Here is a 21120-nt window from a genome sequence, read left to right as displayed (position 1 = left end):
GTGCCGGCGCCCGCCATTCAGCAGCCGGAAAGCAGCATGCCGTTGAGGGCGGCGAATTCGAACAGCTCGCGGTCGTTGGTGACACCGAGCTTGTGCATGGCACAGTTCTTCTGGCGGCTGATGGTCTTGACGCTGCGGCATAGCAGGACCGCAATCTCGCTGACGGAGCGCCCGGCCAGGTACATCCGCAGCACTTCCATTTCACGCGCCGACAGCCGCTCGGCGCCGCCATGGCTTGCCGCCGGGTTGCCGGGATCGGCCTGTGACAGGATCTCCATGGCCGACTTGCCGATGTAGCGGAAGCCGCGCTGGACGCGGCTGATCATGGTGACCAGCTCCGACAGCGGGGCGTCTTTCAGCAGCAGGCCATGCACCTGCGTATCGAGGATGGAGCGCAGCACCAGAGGGTTGGTGATCATGGTCAGAACGGTCACGGCCAGCGACGGATGGCGCCGGCGCAGTGCGCCCAACATGCGCAAACCGTCCCCGCTGCCTTCCTGCTGCGAGGGCATGTGATAGTCGGTGACGACGACATCGGGCCGCAGGGTCGCGACGCTGTTCAGCAGTGCCGTTGCGCTGGTCACTGTGCCGCAGATTTCCCATCCGGTCTGGGTGTGCAGGCGGTCGGCAACGGCCGCGCTGACCACCGGATGGTCATCGGCAAGCAGGATCCTCAATGCCATCGGGTCTCCTCGGTCCAGATTCGTGCCGGCCGTCATGCCGCGCCGCGCTCAAGAAAACGCCGCACGTCGGCCGACGTGCGGCGAAATGGCGGCGCCAGACAAGTGACGCCAGACAACTGCATGCATCGCCGCAGGACGGGCCAAACGGGAGACGGCCGGCGCGCTGCGATGCATGGGCAGGATACTGGCTATGCCCCGGCGCGAAAGTAGGAGAATTCGCAAAGCGCTGTCGCCACCGTGTCGCAGCAAAAAAAAAGCGCTGGCCCCGGCAGGGGCCAGCGCCTCGCGGCGCATCGAATGCGTTGACGGATCGGCGACTAGCGCGCAGGCGCCATTGCGCGAGTCAGGCGAGCGCCTCGGCCTGTGCCATCGCGGGCCGCCCGCTGCGGCGGCCGTCGATGGCCTTGAGCGGATCGCGCAGCACCGCGCTGCCGACTTCCATGATGTCGCGCAGCACCGCCTTGTCGTGGCTGCGCTCCGGCGCCCAGAAATGCAGGGCGGCCCATTCGGGAAAACTGCTCGGCGGTGCCAGCAGCCGTGTCTTGCGCTCGCGCGTGACCAGCGGCACGTTGAAGTCCAGCACCGGGCAGATGCCTCCCGCGGCATGCAGCAGCGTGATCTGCGTGTGCCAGGAAGGCACCACGGTCTCGCGATGCCCGGGCGTGCCGGCCTGCCGGCTCAGGAAGGCGCGCAGCGGGCTGCCGGCTTCGCAATCTTCCTGCAGCAGGATCCAGTCCGTTTCACCTTCGTCGTGGCTGCCTTCGCGGGCGGCACTGACGAGGCGGCGCGGCGTGGCCATGATGTTCTGTTGTTGCACGCGCTCGGGGTCGTGGCCGCCGTCTACGACAAACGCGCAATCCAGTTCGCCGCTATCGAGATGGCTGGCCAGCACGGCATCGGCGATCACGGGACGCGTGATGAAGCTGTCCTGCGGGAACTGCTCGCACAGCGTGGTCAGGATTTCCGTAATGACCGGGTCGCCGATCGAAGACGAGAAGCCGATGGAAATCCGCCTGCCGTCCGCGCGGCGCTGGCTTATGCCCGCTTCGCCCGGGCGCACCAGCTGGTTCCACTTGGCCAGGATCTGGCGCGCGGTCTGCTCCAGGCGCAAGGCGTGGGGCGTCGGTTCGAGCATGCCATTGCGCTTGACGAACAGCGGATCGCCCGTGATTTCGCGCAAGCGCGTCAGGCTATAAGCGACGGTGGGCACGCGTCCCTGGGTACACGCGGCGACCGCGTTGAGGTCGCGATACTCCATCACCAGGACGAAGACATGTAATAGCTTGGTGCTGACGTGACGCATTCTGACTTCTCCCAATGCATGATTCTTTTTTTGATTCTTGTCTGTCCGATGCGTACAGCACCGCGCGCAATGGAGCGCGCGGCAAAGCATGAAACGTGCTTATCCGACGGGGCGGCAATCTGACGCCCATACTGCAAAGCCAGCTTGGAAAATGGCGCCCGTCACACTCGGCGCGGCAGACCGGATCGGTCCGCGCCGTCCGGACAGGACTCTTTGGATGGCCATGCACGACTCCACATTTCCGACTTGCGTCGACAAATTGGCGCAGTGACTCCTCGATCCTTCAGGCCTGATATTTGCCGGCAGTGTAGGGACCGCACACCGGTTCTCTTCACGGTGGCTGCGGGCTGCCGGGCCGCTTCCTGCGAGCGCCGCGTGGCGCATTGCGAAAGCGTGCGAAATTTAGTTGTGCCGAGGAATCTTAATACATGGTCTGCAAAAGTCCTAGAAACTTGATTTGATGACAGGCTTCTAATCCTGCTTTTATCGCCCTTATCCGGTTCGCTATACCGGCGGGACAGCCGCTGGCGGCTCAAGACGACGTGCGGGCCGACACGGCTTGCCAGGCCATTGCCACGGTGCTGAAACAAAGTGGACTCCAAATTGGCTTAGCAAAATATAGCCGTGTCGGCAGCGTTGCCGGCACGGCGGCACGGCCTGTGCGGCTACGGCGAGGCTTGCGGATTTTCTGAACGACGAGGTGCCGGAAACGCCCGCGCGCCTGCTGGCAGGTGGCTTGCGGCAGCCATTTGGGCGGCGCTGCGCGCGGCGTCCATCCAGATAATTTTCTTAACTCGGTTTGCGAAGACACTGAATTGCCTTTTGGCGCGGCCGTGGGCTAACGTACGGCCAGAGTCGGCACGGTTGGCGGCGCGGCCGGCATTGCCTGCGCCAGCGCCGGCGCCGTTGTGGAGCGGAGAGATTCGTGAACAGACGGTATTCGGAAGAACAGATCCGCAGCTACCTGGCCGAAGCGGCCAGCGGCGTGCCGGTGCGCGAGCTGTGCGCGCGCTATGGCTTCAGCGATGCCTCGTTCTATGGATGGCGCGCGCGCTACGGGGACCAGAGCCAGAACGATGCCCGCGACGGGCGCAAGCTGCGCGAACTGCAAGAGGAGAATGCGCGGCTTAAGAGTATGCTTGCGGACGCACTGCTCAAGCTCGAGCTGCTGCGCAACCGTACCGGCCGCCGCCAGGGCAACGGCAAGGATCGCTGAAGGCACGGCTGGTTTTTCCGCAACGCAATGCCGCGCACCATGGCTGTCGCCATGCCCTGCGCAGGCCCCTGGAGTACTGGTTTTGAAGAGGTTTGTTTGCAAGTGCGGCCTGCTGACGGCTGCCATCGTGGCAATTTCCCTGCACGCCACGTCGTGGGCAGCGAGTCCTGCCGCATCCGCAGCCGCCGCCGGAGGTACGCCGATGGTGGCGCCACCGCCGCCGCGGATGCTGGACGAAGCCACCGCCGTGGTCGAAGGCCCCGGTGGCACCTTGTCCGCATCGCAGCGCCAGCACTGCCAGGGCCTGCTGGACCAGATCGATGCGCTGCCGAAGGGGCCCCGGTGGTCCGAAGGCAAGTCGTCGGTGACCACGGCAGACGGCCGCACCTATCCGACACTGGAGCGGCAGCCGGATCGCAAGCGGCTGGAAGAGGCGTATCGGCAGGAGTGCACGCAGCAACGTCGCTGAGTGCGCAACCCCCGGGGCTGCAAGCCGTCGCCGACGGCTAGGACGCCGGGCCCCGGCACATCGCCATCGCGGGCGCGAATTCCGCGCCCGGATCAGCTTCGCGCGCAGGCCGCTGTGCGCCGCCGTCAAGGTCGGCATAGATCGAGGCAAGCCCGGCGGAGTCGATGATGCGCAGCCGCCGCTGGCGCACCGCGATCAGACCAACCGATGCAAAGCGCGACAGCAGCCGCGATACCGTTTCCAGCGTCAGGCCCAGCAGACTGGCGATATCGGCGCGCGACATCGCCAGCGTCAGCGTGCCGTCCTGCCGGCCATGGCGGCGTGCCTGCTCGCCGGCAAGGTCCAGCAGCAGCATGGCCAGGCGCTGCGGGGCTTTCATCGATCCCACGGCAACCAGCAGCACGCGCTCGCGCTCGGCGTTGCGGCGCATGACCGCCAGTGCGGCGATGCGGAAGGCCGGCGCAGCCATCAACTCGCGCAGCGATTCGACCGGCACCGCGCACACCTCGGAGTCCTGCAGCGCGATCGCCGCGGCACCGTGCTGTGGCGCTTCATGCGGTTCCAGTCCCAGCACATCGCCCGGCAAGGAAAAGCCGGTGACCTGGCGCCAGCCCAGCGGCGATTCGTAGACCTGCTTGGCGCTGCCCGTGCGCAGCGGATAGACCGTCAATGCCGGGCGTCCCTGGCGGACGACATAGTCGCCGGCGCGCAGGCTCAGGCGCTCGGGCCGCAGGCGCGTGCCGGCGGGCGCGGTGGCGGCGGCCGTCGCGGCTGCGCCACAGACGGGATGGAAAAGGCAAAGCGAACAGGCGGGGGCGCCGTGATCCGGCATGGGTATTTTGACGCAAGGGCAAGCGACAAGTCAGTATAAAACGCCGGCATCGCCAGCCAACTTGCTGCGATCTTCATTCTTTCGATTCCAGTGTTCAATATTTTCGCGATGGCGGGGGAGGCCCGGGCGTGGCGCCAGGGCAATCCGCGTGCCACATCCGCCTCACGGGAGGTCCATCCGGGGTGTGGTATGCTGCAACGCACAACAAAGGCACCCCGGGGGAGATTCCGTCATATGAGCAGGAGTCCTCATGACCAAGAGCCTAGCCGCTGACTGGCACGCACAACTCCGGCGCCTGAGCCGGGTGCAGGCCCGAACTGAAACTCAGGTGAAGTCCTGGCTGCGACGCCTCGATTCGCTGAACCCGCTGACACCGTCACGTCCGCAGGACGCGCCAGCCCGCCCACGCCGCTCGGCTGTTGCCCCCCTGACGACGCCCGCCACGCCGCCCGCGTGGTCACCCGCGAGGTCGCCCGCCACGTCACCCATCGCGCCGGACGAACTGCCCGGCACCTGGCAGGCACACCGGCTGCGCCTGGCGGCGCTGCCCGGCGAACTGGTGCCGCAGCTGTCCTATCACCTCTATATCCCGTCCAAGCGCCATCGCGGCCCGTTGCCGGTGGTGGTGCTGCTGCATGGGTGCCGGCAGACGCCCGATGCCCTCAGTGCCGGCACGCGCATGAACGCGCTGGCAGAACAGGAGGGCTTTATCGTCGCTTACCCGCAACAGCCGCTGCGGCGGCAGGTCCAGCGCTGCTGGCAGTGGTTCGACCTGAGCGCCGCCGAGGGCGGGCGCGAGGCGCAGGCCCTGGCGGCACTGCTCGATGCGCTGGCCGCGCGCCACGATGTGCGCGAGCGCGAGATCTACCTCGCCGGCATGTCCGCCGGTGCGGCCATGGCCGCGGTGGTGGCGCTGCGTTACCCCGGCAAGGTGGCCGCGGTGGCGATGCATTCCGGTGTCGTGATCGGCGCTGCCGACACGCCGCGCGCCGGCCTGCACGCCATGCGGCACGGTGCCACGGCCGAGCCGGCATGGCTGCTCGACGCCGCTGGCGTCACGCCAGGCGGGCCCGAGATGCCGGCGCTGGTGATCCACGGCCTCGCCGACGATGCGGTGCACCCGGTCAACGGCAGGCTGCTGGCGCGCCAGTTTCTCGCCTACAACGAGCTGGAAGACCGGCTTGCCGCGATTCCGGACGCAGGGCCCGACGCGGCGCCGGGCGAAGAACCCGGCCGCTGCCGCGAGTACCGCTTCGGCCGCTGGAGCCGCGACCTGGTCGCGCTGGTGGAGGTGGAAGGGCTGGACCACGCCTGGAGCGGTGGCGACGCCAGCTACGGCTTCCACAGCGACATCGGCCCCGACGCCAGCGCGATGATGTGGGATTTCCTGCGCCAGCACCGGCGTTGAGCCGTGACCACGCGCGCATGAAAAAAGGGACGGCAACTGCCCTCCATTTCTCTGCGTCTCAGGGCACCGCGCTTCAGCCGCGCGAACGGTCCTTGACGAACAGCGCCGTCACCATGCCCGGCACGCACAGAGCGACGACATCGCCGTGGTCGATGCTGGACTACCAATGCGCAGACGCGGCACCTGAACTGGAGAACTACGCTGACGCCTCTTCCGCCATCGCATCAATGCTCCGGCGTTGAACTCGGTCAGGCAATTTAGATCGAGCGCACGTATGTGCTCGACCATGAAATCGATGAAGACGCGATTGCGCGTGGGCAGGTGTTGCCGGCTCAGCTCGCAGATGTAATGCCCGCGGTCGTCGCAACCAGCAGGTCTTTGCTCGCAATGTGATCGCAGATCTGGTAGCCGGCCATCTGCGCAATGCACCATCCCCGCAGCAGCGCCTGCAGTACAAGGTCGGCATCGTTGAAGGTCATACGAGCCGCTGGCGTGTACTTGCGGACAATGCCGTCGACCTTGAATTCCCACGGCGGCATCATGCAGTCGGCCGGACAGGGCGACACGATCACACTCGCGTCCGCGCTGATCCAGCCTATCGCGTCGGACGATGTCCGCGTTCCGCACGGTGCCCGGTTCGTCCGGCAAGGCCTTCGGACTCGACAAGGCCGCAAGGGAGCCCCGCGAATGTGGAGCTATCAGAAAATCTGAGAGATTTCATCAATATTATTCGATTTTCTTTTTGAGTGCGGTGCCGCAAAGTCTGGGCAAGGAGTTAAACATGAATGCACGAGCGCCCCTGACTGCGCTGGCTCTTGCCGGTGCCTGGCCACAACCTTCTTTTGTTTCCACCGCCTCCGGCACCTCCGTTCCCTATGTGGAAGCTGGGAGCGGCGAGCCAATGGTATTCGTGCACGGGTCGCTGTGCGACTACCGCTATTGGGAGCCGCAGCTCGCTTCTCTGTCGAAGGCCTTCCACTGCCTCGCTCCGAGCCTGGGCCACTATTGGCCACAAACCAGTGCGAACGGACGCGGCGACTTCAGTTGGGAGGCGCACGTCGCGGAGATTGCGGAGTTCATCGATGCGCTCGGTCTGGGGCCGGTCCATCTGGTCGGCCACTCGCGTGGCGGTTGCATTGCGTTTCATCTAGCGTGTGAATACCCTCACTTGGTGAACACGCTCACGCTCGCTGATCCAGGCGGCCCACTTCAGGCAACGCCGCAAGCAGGGGCCGGCAAATTGCCGCTGGCCACCCATGCGTTGAGAGAGAAGGCTGCAGCACTGGTTGAGCAAGGCGAATTCGATGCCGGTCTGAATCTGTTCGTAGACTCGGTAACCATGCCTGGTTTTTGGAGCAAGAGTTCCCAGGGCTTCCGCAGGATGGCGCTCGATAATGCGCTCACACTGCCGAAGCAGCTGCGTGACCCGTTGCCCGCCTACACACGCGAAGCGGCCGGCGAAATCCGGTGTCGAACGTTGCTGATCGATGGGCAAAAGAGTCCGCGCATGTTCCGTGGCACGGTCGAGAAGCTTCAAGAATGGATCGTGCAAGCTAAGCGTCAGACAATTGCCGGAGCCTCTCACGGCATGAATATTGCCAACCCAGGCGCGTTCAATCGGGCGGTTGCCGAGTTGGCTGGCTAGAGAGGCCCTGTCTCGCAGAGTTCGTGGATCGAGCCGTTGATCGCCATCGTGACCGAGGAAATCCTGACGCGATTCCGGTTCGACCATCGAGTCGCTCGGCGGATGCAGGCGCGCATTGGCGTCGGTAAGCAGTGTGCCGCTATGGCAGGTGGCGCAGCGGCCGGCGCCTTCGGACACCAGCCTGCATATCGGCGAAAGCGCCTTCCACAAGGCAACGCTATTTCGTCCCGACCGGGTCCGAACGGGCGCCTGTTGCGAGTGGGTGATGGCGCTGCGCGCCCAGGGCGGCACGATGAAAGAAATCGCGCGCGAGCTCTCAGTCGACAATCGAACCGTACACAAGTCGTCACCGCGGGGGCATTCCCCGAGCGCGTCGGATACAGCGCGGGAGTGGCAGGCGCGGTGTGGCGGGTAAGTCCCAGGTTTGCGACCAACCACTTCGCAAAGGCCATAAAGATGCCAGATCGGCATTTTTGGCGGTGACTGAGCAATTCCCATGTCTTTGCTTTGTCCGAATCCGTTGCCATAATGGCGACAAAAAAGTGAAATCCGGGGCACAAAGCAGCGTGTAACGCGGGAGTGCGGGGTCAGATTTTCTGGGACGACATGGAATTCAAGCGATCCATTCAGGCAGTGGCCGCCACGCCGCGCGGCCGGCTGGCGACCCGCGTTGCCGGCGGCGTGGTTGCCGCGCTCGCGGTGTTCGGGCTGGCGGGCTATATCGGCGGACCGCCGCTGCTCAAATACCTGATCGAAAAGAACGCGACTGAAGCACTCGGGCGCAAGGTCACGCTGGGCAAGGCGCATGTGCGGCCGTTCGAACTGGCCGCCACGCTGTCTGACCTGACGATCTACGAGCGCGACGGCAAGACGCCTGCGGTGACGCTGGGCGAGGCCGAGGCCAATACTTCGGTGGCATCGCTGTGGCATCTGGCACCGGTGGTGGACAATCTGCACGTCGACCGCCTTGCCGTGCGCGTCGCGCGCGGCGCCGACGGGCGCATGACCTTTGCCGATGTCCAGGAAAAATTCGCAGCACTGCCGCCCAAGCCGGCCGATGCCAAGCCGGCGCGCTTCTCGGTCAACAATATTGCCGTGACCGGCAGCAGCTTCAGCTATGACGACAGGCTGCTCGACACCAGCCTGCGCGTCGACCACCTGACGCTGACGCTGCCGTTCCTGTCCAACCTGCCGCATGACGTCGAGATCGTGACGCGGCCGACGCTGAGCGCGCGGGTCAACGGCACGCCGCTGGCGCTCGATGGCGAGGTGCTGCCCTTCGCCGATTCGCGCCAGACCCGGCTCAATGTCAATCTCGACGGGCTCGACGTGACGCGCCTCATGGCCTTCGCGCCGCCGCTGCGCGATGCCGAGGTCAAGTCCGGCAAGCTTGATACGCGCCTGACGGTGGCGTTCCGCCAGCAGAAGGACACGCAGGAAATGCTGCTGATGGGCACGGCCGCGCTGCGCGATGCGGATATCCGCACGCGCGCGGGCCAGCCGCTGGTGAAAAGCGGCCGGCTGGCGCTGGACATTGCCCGGCTCGAGCCGCTGGCGCACCGGGCCCAGCTGCGTAGCGTGGAAATCGAAGGGCTGGGGGTGCAGGCGGTACGCCGCGCCGACGGCACGCTGAACCTGGCGACGGCGTTCCTGCCGCAGGCGGTAAGCAAGTCGACCGACGGCGTGGCGCCGGCCCCCGCTCCGGCTCCGGCTGCGGCGGCGTCCGCGCCCGCCGCGGCTGCTTCCGCTGCTCCTGCTCCTTCGGCTTCTGCCGCGCAAGCCGCGCCGGCCGGCCCCGCGGCCAAGGACCAGCCCTGGCGCTATGCGGTCGACCGCATCGTGGTAAAGCAGGCCAACCTCGGGTTTGAGGATGCGCTGGCGCCCTCGGGCCCGGGCAAGTTGGCGCTGGGCCCGCTCGACGCCGAGGTCAAGGGCTTTGCCGGCACCGAAGGCGACAAGCCGGCGCATATCGATGCCACCCTGACCGTGGCCGACGGCCAGACCCTGCACCATGCCGGTGACCTGCTGCTGCGCGACGGCACGCTGGCCGGCACGCTCGAGACCAAGGGGCTGCGGCCGCAGGGCTTTGCGGCGTGGTGGCCGCGCGAGCTGCGCAGCCAGTTCGGCGAGACCGCGGTCGATGCCGAGCTGCACTACCGCATGTCGTGGGCGGCGCCGCAGTTCCAGTTCGTGCTGGAAAAGTCCCGGGTGGAACTGGCGCCGCTCTATGTCGCCACACGCGATCCGGTGGTGATGCCGGCCGCGCCTACCGCCACCGCCAACACCGCCAACACCGCCAACACCGCGAATGAAGCCGCGAAGCAGGCCCCCCAGCGCGTCAGCCGTCGTGCGCGCGAACGCGCCGAGGCCGACCGTGCAGGCGCCAACCTGCCGCTGCTGCGCGCCGAGAAGCTGGTGCTCGACGATATCCAGTTTGACCTCGCGCGCCAGACCTTCGCGACCAGCCAGGTGACGCTGGCGCAGCCGCAGATCGCGGCCACGCGCGACCATAGCGGCCAACTGCTCGAAATGGCGCGGCTGTGGGCCAGCGAATCCGCCCAGCAGGCTCGCGCCACGCCGCGCAAGGCACCGGCCCCTGCCGCGAATGCCACGAATGGCGCTAGTGGCGCCAATGGCAGGAACGGCAGTGCCGCCGCAGGTGTCTGGCAAGCCAGGATCGGCAAGATCGCCGTCGACGGCGGCAGCGCGCGTGTGGCCGACTACCAGCCGGCCGAAGCCAACCGCGGCCGTCCGGTGATCCACCAGTTCCGCAATATCGCGCTCAACACCGGTGCCATTGCCTGGCCGCTGACGCCGGCGGCGGTGCCCGTGAAGCTGCATGCCGAATCCGGCAAGCGCGGCGTGATCGGCATCGACGGTACCGTCTTGCCTGCCATGCCGGCGAGCCGCCTGCAGCTGGACCTGCGCCAGGTCGAAATCGGGCCGCTGCAGCCGTACCTGGCCGACCGCCTCAACGCGGCGCTGCGTAGCGGCACGCTGACCGTCAAGGGCAAGCTCAATGTCGATGCGCCCACCGGCAAGCCGATCGCCGCGCAGTTTGCCGGCAACGTGCTGGCCGGCAACGTGCGCACGGTCGACCGTGTCAGCGGCGAGGATTTCCTGCGCTGGCGCTCGCTCGCGCTCTCGGGCATCGACTTCGCGATGGATGAGAGCAAGGGCCCGATGCGCGTCAGCCTGGGCAATATCGCGCTGTCCGATTTCTATGCGCGCGTGATCCTGAACGCCAACGGCCGCCTGAATCTGCAGGACGTGCTGGCCGGCGGCGCGGCCAAGGGCGAGGCGGCGCCGTCCACCAGCCTGACGCAGGCCAACCCGGCCTCGGCGCCGGCGACGCCGCCGGTGCAGGCCGGTGACACGCGCACCGCGCAGGTCGAGCAGAAGCCGGGCGGCCCCAAGCCGCAGATCCGCATCGGCGGCGTGTCGGTGAACCAGGGCAACATCAATTTCTCGGATTTCTTTGTCAAGCCGAACTACACGGCCAACCTGACTGGCATGAAGGGCTCGGTGTCCAAGGTGTCGTCGGGCGATCCCGCGCCTGCCGACCTGGTGCTCGACGGCCGCATCGACGACGATGCGCCGGTCACCATCAGCGGCAAGATCAACCCGCTGGGCGAACAGTTGTTCCTGGACATCGCCGCCAAGGCATCGGGGGTCGAGCTGACGCGGCTGACGCCGTACGCGGCCAAGTACGCCGGCTACCCGATCACCAAGGGCAAGCTGACCGTCGATGTCGCCTACAAGATCGAGAACGGCAAGCTGGATGCGAGCAACCACCTGTTCCTCGACCAGCTTACCTTCGGCGAGCGTGTCGACAGCCCGGACGCGACCAAGCTGCCGGTGCTGCTGGCGGTGTCGCTGCTGAAGGACCGCAATGGCGTGATCGACGTGAACCTGCCCGTCTCCGGCTCGCTGTCGGATCCGGAATTCAGCATCGGCGGCGTGATCGTGCGCGTGATCGTCAACCTGCTGACCAAGGCGATCACTTCGCCGTTCTCCTTGATAGCCTCTGCCTTCGGCGGCAGCAGCGAGGAGCTCGGCTACGTCGAGTTCGCGCCCGGCACGTCGACGCTGACGCCGGCGGCGAAGGAGAAGATCGGCAAGCTGGGCCAGGCGCTCAATGACCGGCCTTCGCTGCGGCTGGAAATCAGCGGCCGCATCGACCCGGCCACCGACGAAGCCGGCGCGCGCCGCGCGTGGCTGGATGCGCGCGTGGCCGAGCAGAAGCGGCGCGACCTGCGCAACAGCGCGCAGGCAGGCACCGAGGCCGGCGACGACGAGTCGGGCGTGCAGGGCGCCGAGATCAAGGTGTCGAAGCAGGAATACCCGAAGTACCTGGAAGAGGTCTACAAGCGCGCCTCGATGAAGAAGCCGCGCAATTTCGTCGGCTTTGCCAAGTCGCTGCCGCCCGAGGAAATGGAGAAGCTGCTGATGGCCAATGCCACTGTCTCCGAGGCCGACCTGAAGCGCCTTGCCGAGCAGCGGGCGCTGGTGGTCAAGCAGTCGCTGGAGCGCGAAGGCAAGGTGCCGGAGAGCCGGCTGTTCCTGACCGCGCCCAAGCTCACGGCCGAGGGCATCAAGGACAAGGGCGCGCCGAACCGGGTCGATTTCTCGATCCGGCAGTAGCCGTGGCCGCCGGCAAAAAACGGTATGATTCGGCCCGGACAATGTGTCATGACCGAATCTGGAGAATGTTTTGCAGGATCAACTTGAAGCGGCCGTTGCCTACAAGACCTGGGTGTGCGTGATCTGCGGCTGGGTCTACGACGAAGAACAGGGCTGGCCCGAAGACGGCATCGCCCCCGGCACGCGCTGGGATGACATCCCCGACGACTGGCGTTGCCCCGAATGCGACGTCGGCAAGGGCGAGTTCGCGATGATCGAGCTGTAATGCAAACGGCGCTTTGCAGCGCCGTCATGCATTGACTAGCCATGCCGCCGCAAAGGCGGCCGGCACAGGCCGGTGTGGTGACGTTGCGCGGCATAACGCCGGTAGCGCATCCGATACGGGTGAACGCTGCGCCACAGGGCCACCAGCACGGTAACAAGCAGCAGGGCCGCCATGATGGCGGCAAGCAGGGCGATCGACATGGCGGCCCTCCTCTTCGCGATTCGTGCGGATCGTGCAAAACCTGCCGGCCCGGCCTCCCGGGCCGGTATCAGATCAGCATCGGCAGCGCTTCCAGCACCAGCACCGCGACCAGCGCGCCGATCAGCGCTCCCATGGTCCGGCAACTGATACGCAGGTACTTGGCGGTCACCGGGATCGAACCCATGGCGATCACGCCCACCAGCGCCATCGGAATCAGGAATACAAGATCATGCGCGGTGAAGTGCATGGCGGTCTCCTGTCTCTCTCTTTTGTGATTCCAGTATAGGCAGTGTGTGCCGCGCGCAAGGCAGCGCGCATCGGGATTGTCCCGTAGTGTGCACAGCAGCCGGGCGTTCGCAGGTATCGTTACCGGCACTCCTGCGCCGATGGCGTTGCGCCACGCACGAAGCGGAAGTGTTTTTCGCCATGCCGGCAGCCTGATGGGAAGCGCGTGTCCTATGCTGATCAGAGACGCGGGCCCCGATCCCATCCATGTCGAAGGTCCCGCCGACTCAACTCAAGAGAGAGAGAGACGGAGGTGGCTATGGAACTTCACATGCGATCGCACCATTACGTGCGGCGCCAGCCGGACTGGACCGCGGCAGCGGTGTCGGGGCTGGCCGCGGGCGCGCTGCTGCTGGTGCTGGAACTGTTCTGGTCGTCGATGGTGTCGGGCGTCAATCCGTGGGTGGCCACGCGCATGATCGCGGCGATCGTGATGGGCCCGGACGAGCTGCAGACGTCGCTGTTCACCGTCGGCACGGCGGCCGCGGCACTGGCGATCCACTTCGTGCTGGGCGCGGTGCTTGGCATGATCCTGGCGGCGATCATCGCGCCGTTCACGCTGGACTCGAGCCTCGGCATGGCGATGCTGGCCGGCGCCATGTTCGGGCTGGTCGTCTACTTCTTCAATTTCTATGTGATGACGCGCGCGTTCCCGTGGTTTGTCGAGGTGCGTGGCTGGCATACGTTCATCGGCCACCTGATCTTCGGCGTGACGGCCGCGGCGTGCTACTGGAAGCTGGAAAGCAAGGACGTGTCGCACTGAGATGACGCAATGAGCCGCGGTGCTCAGCGGCCGAACCGAGACATTTTTCAACCCGGGGATCGTGCCCGAACGGCACGGCAAGACGCATGCACGTTTCCTGCGCGCTTTGGCCATTACACGGGGCCGCGCGCGACCATGGCGGTGGCATGGAGCCGAAGGGTTCCTGCCGCCGCTTTTTCTGGGCGGACCGCTTGTGCATGGAGGCACGCATTTGCCCGCCATGTCGCCTTGCAGTGACCTGACGGCATGCACTAGTCTTATCTAACCTTGCGTGACTTCCGCATCCCTCGCCGCGCGCGAGGAGGAGGGTGGTTATGGCGTTGGCCATTGCACTCGTCGTCATCGTCGTCGCTTCGGTGCTCTTCCATTTTCTGAGCCCGTGGTGGGCGACCCCGCTGGCGTCCAACTGGAAGCAGATGGACGACACGCTGACCATTACCCTCGTCATCACCGGGATATTCTTCGTCGTCATCAACCTGTTCGTCGGCTACATCGTCTGGCGCTACCGGCACAATGCGCCGCATCCCAACGGCGGCACTGGCCACCGCGCCGCCTACGAGCCGGAAAACCGCAAGCTCGAGTGGTGGCTGATCGGCGGCACCACCCTGGGCGTGGTGGCGTTGCTGGCGCCGGGCCTGTTCGTCTACGCCGACTACGTGCGCCCGCCGCGCGAGGCGATGGTGCTGGAGGTGGTGGGCCAGCAATGGTCGTGGGGGTTCCGCTTTCCGGGCAAGAGCGGCGAGCTGGGTGCTTCCGACCCGCGCTTCATTACCGGTTCCAATCCGCTGGGCCTTGACCCGGACGACCCGCGCGGGCAGGACAACATCGTCATCGTGGGGCCCGAGGTACACCTGCCGCTGAACAAGCCGGTGAAAGTGCTGCTGCGCTCCAAGGACGTGCTGCATGATTTCTATGTGCCGCAGTTCCGCGCGCGCATGAACATGGTGCCGGGCATGGTGACGTCGTTCTGGTTCACGCCGACGCAAACGGGACGCTTTGAAATCCTGTGCGCGCAGCTGTGCGGCGTGGGGCACTACAACATGCGCGGCATCGTGGTGGTGGACGAACCCGCCGCGTACGACGCCTGGCTGGCGAAGCAGCAGACCTTTGCCATGGCGCTGGCGAAGGCGGCGGCACCGCCGGCCGCCATGGCCGCCGCAGCGCCGGGCGCCGCCAGCGACGCCGGCGTGGTGGAAAAGGGCCGCGCGCTGGCGCAAAGCAAGGGCTGCGTCGCATGCCACAGCATCGACGGCAATCCCGGCGTGGGCCCGACGTGGAAGGGCCTCTACGGCAAGACCGAGACCTTTGCCGACGGCAGCAGCGCCGCGGTCGACGACGCCTTCCTGCACAAGGAGATCACCGACCCGCACGCGCGCCTGGTGAAGGGCTTCGGTCCGGTGATGCCGCAGCTGCCGATGAGCGAGGACGAGACCGCTGCGCTGATTGCGTATATCAAGTCGGCGGGAACCGGCGCCCCCGCACCGGAGGTCGCGGCGCCGGGCGCGCCCGCTGCCGCCACCAGCGCCGCCACGACCGCGGCAGCCGGCACGGCCGCGCCCGCGCCAGCCCCTGGCGCTGCCTCGGGCACCTATACGACCTCGACCGCGGTGGCCGTGCCGCCCGGCGCGGCGCCCGCGCCGCCACGCAAGTGAGGAGACCCGCATGGCTTACGCCGACGATGCAGCCCATCACGCGCCGCAGAGCTTCTGGACCCGCTACGTCTGGAGCCAGGACCACAAGGTGATCGCCGTGCAGTACACCATCGTGGCGATCGTGGTGGGTCTGGTGGGCGTGGCGTTGTCCAACCTGATGCGGATGCAGCTGGGTTTTCCGGGGCGTTTCGAGTTTATCGACGTCAACCGCTATTACCAGTTCGTCACCATGCACGGCATGATCATGGTGATCTACCTGCTGACCGCGCTGTTCCTGGGTGGCTTCGGCAACTACCTGATCCCGCTGATGGTGGGGGCGCGCGACATGGTGTTCCCCTTCCTCAACATGCTCAGCTTCTGGGTCTACCTGCTGTCGGTGATCGTGCTGCTGGCCAGCTTCTTCGTGCCGGGCGGGCCCACCGGCGCCGGCTGGACGCTGTATCCGCCACAGGCCATCCTGCCCGGCACGCCGGGGCATGACTGGGGCATCATCCTGATGCTGGTGTCGCTGGCGATCTTTATCGTCGCGGCGACGATGGGCGGCCTGAACTACGTCACCACCGTGCTGCAGGCACGCACCGAGGGCATGACGCTGCTGCGCATGCCGCTGTCGGTGTGGGGCATCTTCATGGCCACCATCCTGGCGCTGCTGGCGTTTCCGGCGCTGTTCGTGTCCGCGGTGATGATGCTGCTGGACAAGACCCTGGGCACCAGCTTCTTCATGCCCGCGATGGTGTCGATGGGCCAGCAGCTCACCTACAAGGGCGGCAGCCCGCTGCTGTTCCAGCACCTGTTCTGGTTCTTCGGCCACCCCGAGGTGTATATCGTCGCGCTGCCGGCGTTCGGCATCGTCTCCGACCTGGTCAGCGTCCATGCGCGCAAGAGCATCTTCGGCTATCGCACCATGGTGTGGGCGATCCTGGCGATCGGCGTGCTGTCGGTGGTGGTGTGGGCGCACCATATGTTCGTCAGCGGCATGAACCCGTACTTCGGCTTCTTCTTCGCCACCACCACGCTGATCATCGCGGTGCCAACGGCAATCAAGGTGTACAACTGGGTCATCACGCTATGGCGCGGCGACATCCATTTCTCGGTGCCGATGCTGTTTGCGATCGCGTTCATCAGCACCTTTGTCATCGGCGGGCTGACCGGGCTGTTCCTGGGCAATGTCAGCGTGGATATCCCGCTGTCGAACACGTATTTCGTGGTGGCGCACTTCCACATGGTGATGGGCGTGTCGCCGATCCTGGTGGTGTTCGGCGGCATCTACCACTGGTATCCCAAGGTGACGGGGCGCATGCTCAACGACACCATGGGCCGCGTGCATTTCTGGATCACCTTCATCGGCACCTACGCCATCTTCTTCCCGATGCACTATCTCGGCGTGCTGGGCATGCCGCGGCGCTACTACGCTTGGGAGAACTACGCCTTCATCCCCGAATCCGCGCACGTGATGAACATGTACATCTCGGTGGCGGCCTTCGTGGTCGCGACGGCGCAGTTGCTCTTTGTCTACAACCTGGTGTGGAGCCTGCGCCATGGGGACAAGACTGATGGCAATCCCTGGCGCGCGGCCTCGCTGGAGTGGCAGACGCCGCAGACGCCGCCGGTGCACGGCAACTGGGGCCCGCACCTGCCGGTGGTGTACCGCTGGGCCTATGCCTACAGCGTGCCGGGCGCGCCCGAGGACTTCATCGCGCAGAATGCGCCGCCCGAAGCGGGTGGATCGGAGCCTGAACCCCACGCCAGCCGCGGAGCCGTAGCATGAACGCCGACGCCGTCTACAAGGTCAGCCGCGACGACTTCGGCGGCAACCCCTCCGGCGAGAATGCCGCGCACCGCCACCCGCGGCGCCGCTCGCCGGCAAGCACCGGCCTGTGGGTGTTCATGGGGGTGGTCACGTCGCTGTTTGGGCTGTTCCTGACCGCTTATGCGCTGCGCATGGACAGCCCGGACTGGCACCGCATCGCGCTGCCGTGGCAGGTGTGGCTGTCCACCGCCCTGCTCGCCGCCGGCAGCGCGGCGATGGAGGTGGCGTCGCGCGCGGCGCGCCGCGGCAGCATGGGCGTGGCGCGGCTGGCGCTGCGCCTCGGCGGCCTGGGCGCGGCCGCCTTCGTGGTTTCGCAGCTGTGGGCCTGGCAGGCGCTGGGCGCGATGCAGGTCATGCCGGCCGGCAATCCGGCGGGCAGCTTCTTCTACCTGCTGACCGCCATGCACGGCCTGCACGTGCTGGGCGGGCTCGTGGGCTGGGGCTTCGCGGTTGCCGCGCGCGGCAGCGGCGAAGTTGCCGTGCTGCGCATGCGGCTGTGCTCGCGCTACTGGCATTTCCTGCTGGCGGTATGGGTGGTGCTGCTGGCGGCGCTGGGCTGGCTCACGCCCGAGCTGGTGCGCTATCTCTGCGGCACGGCCTAGGACGGGCACGCACGCGCAAGAGGAGGAGAGCGGCATGTCAACGCAACTGTCTTCACCGTCGGCCACGCCGCCCGCGGCTCCGCCACTTGGCGGGGTGCGCGGCCTGCTGGCCGACTGGTCGTCGGACCAGCAGGCCTTCAAGGTGTCGTGGGGCAAGACCATGATGTGGATCTTCCTGCTGTCCGACACCTTTGTCTTCAGCTGCTTCCTGACCGGCTATATGTCGGTGCGGATGGCGACCACGGTGCCATGGCCGAATCCCAGCGAGGTATTCGCGCTGCACGTGGGCGGCGCCGATATCCCGCTGCTGCTGATCGCTATCATGACTTTCGTGCTGATCACCAGCAGCGGCACCATGGCGATGGCCGTCAACTTTGCCTACCGGCGCGCGCGCCGGGAATGCGCGCTGCTGATGCTGGTGACGGCGCTGTTCGGCATGCTCTTCGTCGGCATGCAGGCGTTTGAATGGACCAAGCTGATCGTCGACGAGGGCGTGCGGCCGTGGAGCAACCCGATGGGCGCGGCGCAGTTCGGCTCGACGTTTTTCATGATCACCGGCTTCCACGGCCTGCACGTGTCGTGCGGCGTGATCTACCTGCTGGTGGTGGCCACGCGCGTGCTGCGCGGGCGCTACGAAGCCACCGGCAACTACCAGATCGTCGAGATCGCCGGGTTGTACTGGCACTTCGTTGACCTGGTCTGGGTATTCATCTTTGCGTTGTTCTATCTCTGGTGAGGGCGGCCATGGCATCGACTCCCGCATCCCCCGCAGGCTCCACGACGCCCGCGCAGCCGGCCGCGCACGAGTCCGGGCATGCCGGCGCGCATAGCGGCCAGCAGCATCCCATCGGGCTGTACCTGAAGATCTGGTTGTTGCTGTTCGTGCTGTCGACGCTGTCCTACCTGGTCGACTATTTCCACGTCACCGGCTACCTGCGCTGGACGCTGATCCTGGTGTTCATGGCGCTGAAGGCGGGGCTGATCGTGGCGGTGTTCATGCACATGGCATGGGAACGCATGGCGCTGATCTGCGCCATCCTGGTCCCGCCGCTGTGCCTGCTGGTGCTGGTCTGGCTGATGGCGGAAGAAGCGAACTATACGTTCCTGACGCGCGGCATCTTCTTCCGCTGACGGGGAGGGCGCCGCCGGCTCCGGGAGGGAGCCGGCGGCAGGCCGCCTCAATGGCTGTTGCCGTCGTTCGGCTTCAGACCTGGGTGATGAACTTGGTCACAAGGTAGCCGTCGAACGTCTCCAGGCCGCCCTCGCTGCCGATGCCCGAGTCCTTGATGCCGCCGAACGGCGTCTCGGCCAGCGCCATGCCGAAGTGGTTGATGTTGACCATGCCCGCTTCCAGCCCGTTGGAAACTTCCGTTGCGGTCTTCAGCGAGTTGGTAAACACATACGAGGCCAGGCCAAAGGGCAGGCTGTTGGCGCGGCGCAGCACCTCGGCGGTGTCCTTGAAGCGCGTGACCGGCGCCACCGGGCCGAACGGCTCGTCGGTCATCAGGCGCGAATCGTCGGGCAGGTCGGTCACCACGGTCGGCGCGAAGAAATAGCCCTTGTCGTTGCCGAGGGCGCTGATGCGCGAGCCACCGGCCACCACCTTGCCGCCGCGCTGGCTGGCATCGTCCAGGAACTGCTCCATCGACAGCACGCGGCGCTCATGCGCCAGCGGGCCCATCTGGGTGCCGTCGTCCAGGCCGTTGCCCACCTTGATCGAGCCGATCACCTCGGTAAAGCGCGCCAGGAACTTGTCGTAGGCCTTCTCCTGGACATAGAAGCGCGTCGGCGACACGCACACCTGGCCGGCATTGCGCAGCTTGAAGCGCGCCAGCATCTCGGCGGCGGGCTCGATGTCGGCGTCGTCGAACACCAGCACCGGCGAATGCCCGCCCAGCTCCATGGTCACGCGCTTCATGTGGGCGCCGGCCAGCGCGGCCAGCTGCTTGCCCACCGGCACCGAGCCGGTGAACGAGATCTTGCGCACGATCGGCGATTCGATCAGGTAGGTCGACACTTCGCTGGGCACGCCCCAGACGATGTTCAGCACCCCCGGCGGCAGACCGGCGTCATGGAACAGCTGCGCCAGCGCCACCACCGCGCTGGGCGAGTCCTCCGGGCCCTTCAGGATCAGCGTGCAGCCCGCACCGACCGCGGCCACGATCTTGCGGATCGCCTGGTTGAACGGAAAGTTCCACGGCGTGAATGCGGCGCAGACCCCGATCGGCTCGCGCACCACGATCTGCCGCACATTGGGCTGGCGCGGCGGAATCACGCGGCCGTAGATGCGGCGGCATTCCTCGGCGTGCCAGTCGGCATGCTCGGCGCAGACCATGATTTCGCCGATGGCTTCGGCCAGCGGCTTGCCCTGGTCCAGCGTGATATTGCGGCCGATCTCCCTGGCGCGCTCGCGGGCCAGCTCGCCCACGCGGCGCAGGATCTTGCCGCGCTCCAGCGGCGAGGACTTCTTCCAGCTCTCGAACGCGCGCTGCGCGGCGGCGAGCGCGCGGTCCAGGTCGGCGCGGGTCGCGTGCGGCAGCTTGCCCAGCACTTCCTCGGTGGCCGGATTGATGACGTCCTGCTCGCGCCTGTCGCCTCCCTTGATGAATTCACCGTCGATATAGAGGGCGAGATCCTGGTACATGCGTGTTCTCCTTGGTGGCGTTCGATGGGCGAAGGGCAAGGCCGCGGCGGCGGGCAACCCCGCGGCCGCGGCCGTCAGTGAAAACGCAAGCTTACCGCGACTGCGGCGATCATGCAGTGCACGCTGCGCCGGGGGGGGGGGCGGGCGCAGGCAGGGAGGAAAGTGCGGCACCCGTCCCCCGCCGGCGCGAGGGAGCTATGGGCCGGAGCGGACTGCGCCCGTGGGCGCTCAGGCCAGGTCGCGCGGCCGGGCGGCCGGGGTGGCGCCGGTGCGGGTGGCTTCCACCACCAGGATCACCAGCAGCGTGATCAGCGTCAGGCTGAACACGGCATAGCCGATGCTGTCGCCCTCGATGGCGCCGCATAGGTCGGGCTGGTGCAGACCATGGTGCCGGCGGACATGCCGGTGTAGTGCATGCCGCAGACCGCCACGCCCATCACCACCGCCGCGGCCAGCTGCTTGCCGCCCGTCTTCACCGTGGTGGCCAGCCACAGCGCCACTACCGACACCACGACGGCGATCACCGCCGACAGTGCGATCACGCCCAGGTCCCAGTCAAAGCCAGGGCTGCGCGTCGTTGTCGTCCGCACACGCCTCAGGGGCGTGTACGCCATGTCATCGCGATATCGCCGGTCTATGTGTGGTTGACCACATAGACGTGACCCCCCCGGTGCCGCGCCCTGTAGAATTTGTCGGAC

General features: G+C 66.5%; 18 protein-coding genes and 2 pseudogenes. 12 read left to right on the top strand and 8 right to left on the bottom strand.

The genetic code is table 11. The annotated features are described in order from the left end of the window. Window positions 1-17: 17 nt before the first annotated feature. Both E1J61_RS20340 and E1J61_RS20335 read right to left on the bottom strand, forming a co-directional pair. Window positions 18-683: a response regulator gene (locus E1J61_RS20340; RefSeq protein ID WP_133095818.1), complete on the bottom strand. Its 666-nt coding sequence runs from the start codon at window positions 681-683 to the stop codon at window positions 18-20. Window positions 684-1026: 343 nt separating this feature from the next. Continuing rightward, window positions 1027-1986 (bottom strand): LysR family transcriptional regulator, encoded by a 960-nt coding sequence (locus E1J61_RS20335; RefSeq protein ID WP_133095817.1) that lies wholly within the window; start codon window positions 1984-1986, stop codon window positions 1027-1029. Between the two features lie 925 nt (window positions 1987-2911). On the opposite strand from E1J61_RS20335, the gene E1J61_RS20330 reads away from it, so the two are divergent. After that, complete coding sequence (locus E1J61_RS20330; RefSeq protein WP_158577668.1) at window positions 2912-3202, top strand: transposase; 291 nt, start codon at window positions 2912-2914, stop codon at window positions 3200-3202. An 82-nt stretch (window positions 3203-3284) separates the two neighbouring features. Beyond that, a complete protein-coding gene (locus E1J61_RS20325) occupies window positions 3285-3671 on the top strand; it encodes a hypothetical protein (RefSeq protein WP_371704568.1) in 387 nt (128 codons plus the stop codon). Between the two features lie 37 nt (window positions 3672-3708). Here the strand turns inward: E1J61_RS20325 and E1J61_RS20320 are convergent, their stop codons facing one another. Beyond that, window positions 3709-4503, bottom strand: a complete 795-nt coding sequence (locus E1J61_RS20320; protein WP_133095815.1) for a Crp/Fnr family transcriptional regulator — start codon at window positions 4501-4503, stop codon at window positions 3709-3711. A 250-nt stretch (window positions 4504-4753) separates the two neighbouring features. Between E1J61_RS20320 and E1J61_RS20315 the strand changes: the two genes are divergently transcribed. Further along, window positions 4754-5911 (top strand): PHB depolymerase family esterase, encoded by a 1158-nt coding sequence (locus E1J61_RS20315; protein ID WP_133095814.1) that lies wholly within the window; start codon window positions 4754-4756, stop codon window positions 5909-5911. Window positions 5912-6148: 237 nt separating this feature from the next. On the opposite strand, the pseudogene E1J61_RS20310 reads toward E1J61_RS20315, so the two are convergent. Then, window positions 6149-6441 (bottom strand): annotated as a pseudogene (locus E1J61_RS20310) (LysR family transcriptional regulator); the annotation flags it as partial. 251 nt (window positions 6442-6692) lie between these two features. Here E1J61_RS20310 and E1J61_RS20305 point away from each other — a divergent pair. From E1J61_RS20305 to E1J61_RS20295, 3 genes are all read left to right on the top strand, one after another. Then, window positions 6693-7556 (top strand): alpha/beta fold hydrolase, encoded by an 864-nt coding sequence (locus E1J61_RS20305; protein WP_133096034.1) that lies wholly within the window; start codon window positions 6693-6695, stop codon window positions 7554-7556. 606 nt (window positions 7557-8162) lie between these two features. Then, window positions 8163-12200, top strand: coding sequence for a DUF748 domain-containing protein (locus tag E1J61_RS20300; RefSeq protein ID WP_165971507.1), 4038 nt, complete (start codon window positions 8163-8165; stop codon window positions 12198-12200). 70 nt (window positions 12201-12270) lie between these two features. Then, window positions 12271-12465: a rubredoxin gene (locus E1J61_RS20295; protein ID WP_133095812.1), complete on the top strand. Its 195-nt coding sequence runs from the start codon at window positions 12271-12273 to the stop codon at window positions 12463-12465. Window positions 12466-12500: 35 nt separating this feature from the next. Here the strand turns inward: E1J61_RS20295 and E1J61_RS37440 are convergent, their stop codons facing one another. Together E1J61_RS37440 and E1J61_RS20290 are read right to left on the bottom strand one after the other, a co-directional pair. Beyond that, window positions 12501-12665 carry a hypothetical protein gene (locus E1J61_RS37440; RefSeq protein ID WP_165971506.1) on the bottom strand — a complete coding sequence of 55 codons (165 nt, stop codon included), beginning with the start codon at window positions 12663-12665 and terminating at the stop codon, window positions 12501-12503. A gap of 68 nt (window positions 12666-12733) precedes the next feature. Next, window positions 12734-12913 (bottom strand): hypothetical protein, encoded by a 180-nt coding sequence (locus E1J61_RS20290; RefSeq protein ID WP_029047537.1) that lies wholly within the window; start codon window positions 12911-12913, stop codon window positions 12734-12736. Window positions 12914-13210: 297 nt separating this feature from the next. Here E1J61_RS20290 and E1J61_RS20285 point away from each other — a divergent pair, with 297 nt between their 5' ends. The 6 genes from E1J61_RS20285 (at window position 13211) to E1J61_RS20260 (ending at window position 18909) form a co-directional block, all read left to right on the top strand. Further along, window positions 13211-13714, top strand: coding sequence for a hypothetical protein (locus tag E1J61_RS20285; RefSeq protein WP_133095811.1), 504 nt, complete (start codon window positions 13211-13213; stop codon window positions 13712-13714). Window positions 13715-14028: 314 nt separating this feature from the next. After that, window positions 14029-15366: a cytochrome c oxidase subunit II gene (locus tag E1J61_RS20280; protein ID WP_133095810.1), complete on the top strand. Its 1338-nt coding sequence runs from the start codon at window positions 14029-14031 to the stop codon at window positions 15364-15366. Window positions 15367-15376: 10 nt separating this feature from the next. Further along, window positions 15377-17134, top strand: coding sequence for a cytochrome c oxidase subunit I (gene ctaD, locus E1J61_RS20275; protein WP_133095809.1), 1758 nt, complete (start codon window positions 15377-15379; stop codon window positions 17132-17134). Further along, the gene (locus E1J61_RS20270) at window positions 17131-17778 is read left to right on the top strand and encodes a bb3-type cytochrome oxidase subunit III (protein WP_133095808.1); all 648 of its coding nucleotides are present in this window, start codon (window positions 17131-17133) and stop codon (window positions 17776-17778) included. The genes ctaD and E1J61_RS20270 overlap by 4 nt, the downstream gene beginning before the upstream one ends. A 34-nt stretch (window positions 17779-17812) precedes the next feature. After that, window positions 17813-18514: a heme-copper oxidase subunit III family protein gene (locus E1J61_RS20265; protein ID WP_133095807.1), complete on the top strand. Its 702-nt coding sequence runs from the start codon at window positions 17813-17815 to the stop codon at window positions 18512-18514. An 8-nt stretch (window positions 18515-18522) separates the two neighbouring features. Further along, a complete protein-coding gene (locus E1J61_RS20260; protein ID WP_133095806.1) occupies window positions 18523-18909 on the top strand; it encodes a cytochrome C oxidase subunit IV family protein in 387 nt (128 codons plus the stop codon). 73 nt (window positions 18910-18982) lie between these two features. On the opposite strand, the gene E1J61_RS20255 is transcribed toward E1J61_RS20260, so the two are convergent. Then, window positions 18983-20422: an NAD-dependent succinate-semialdehyde dehydrogenase gene (locus E1J61_RS20255; protein WP_133095805.1), complete on the bottom strand. Its 1440-nt coding sequence runs from the start codon at window positions 20420-20422 to the stop codon at window positions 18983-18985. A gap of 228 nt (window positions 20423-20650) precedes the next feature. After that, window positions 20651-20982 (bottom strand): annotated as a pseudogene (locus E1J61_RS20250) (MHYT domain-containing protein); the annotation flags it as partial. Window positions 20983-21120 lie beyond the last annotated feature (138 nt).

Source organism: Cupriavidus sp. L7L (assembly GCF_004353535.1).
GTDB classification, from domain to species: domain Bacteria; phylum Pseudomonadota; class Gammaproteobacteria; order Burkholderiales; family Burkholderiaceae; genus Cupriavidus; species Cupriavidus oxalaticus_A.
The sequence above is the reverse complement of the archived record's forward strand: the minus strand, read 5'-3'. Positions and strand labels throughout refer to the sequence as shown.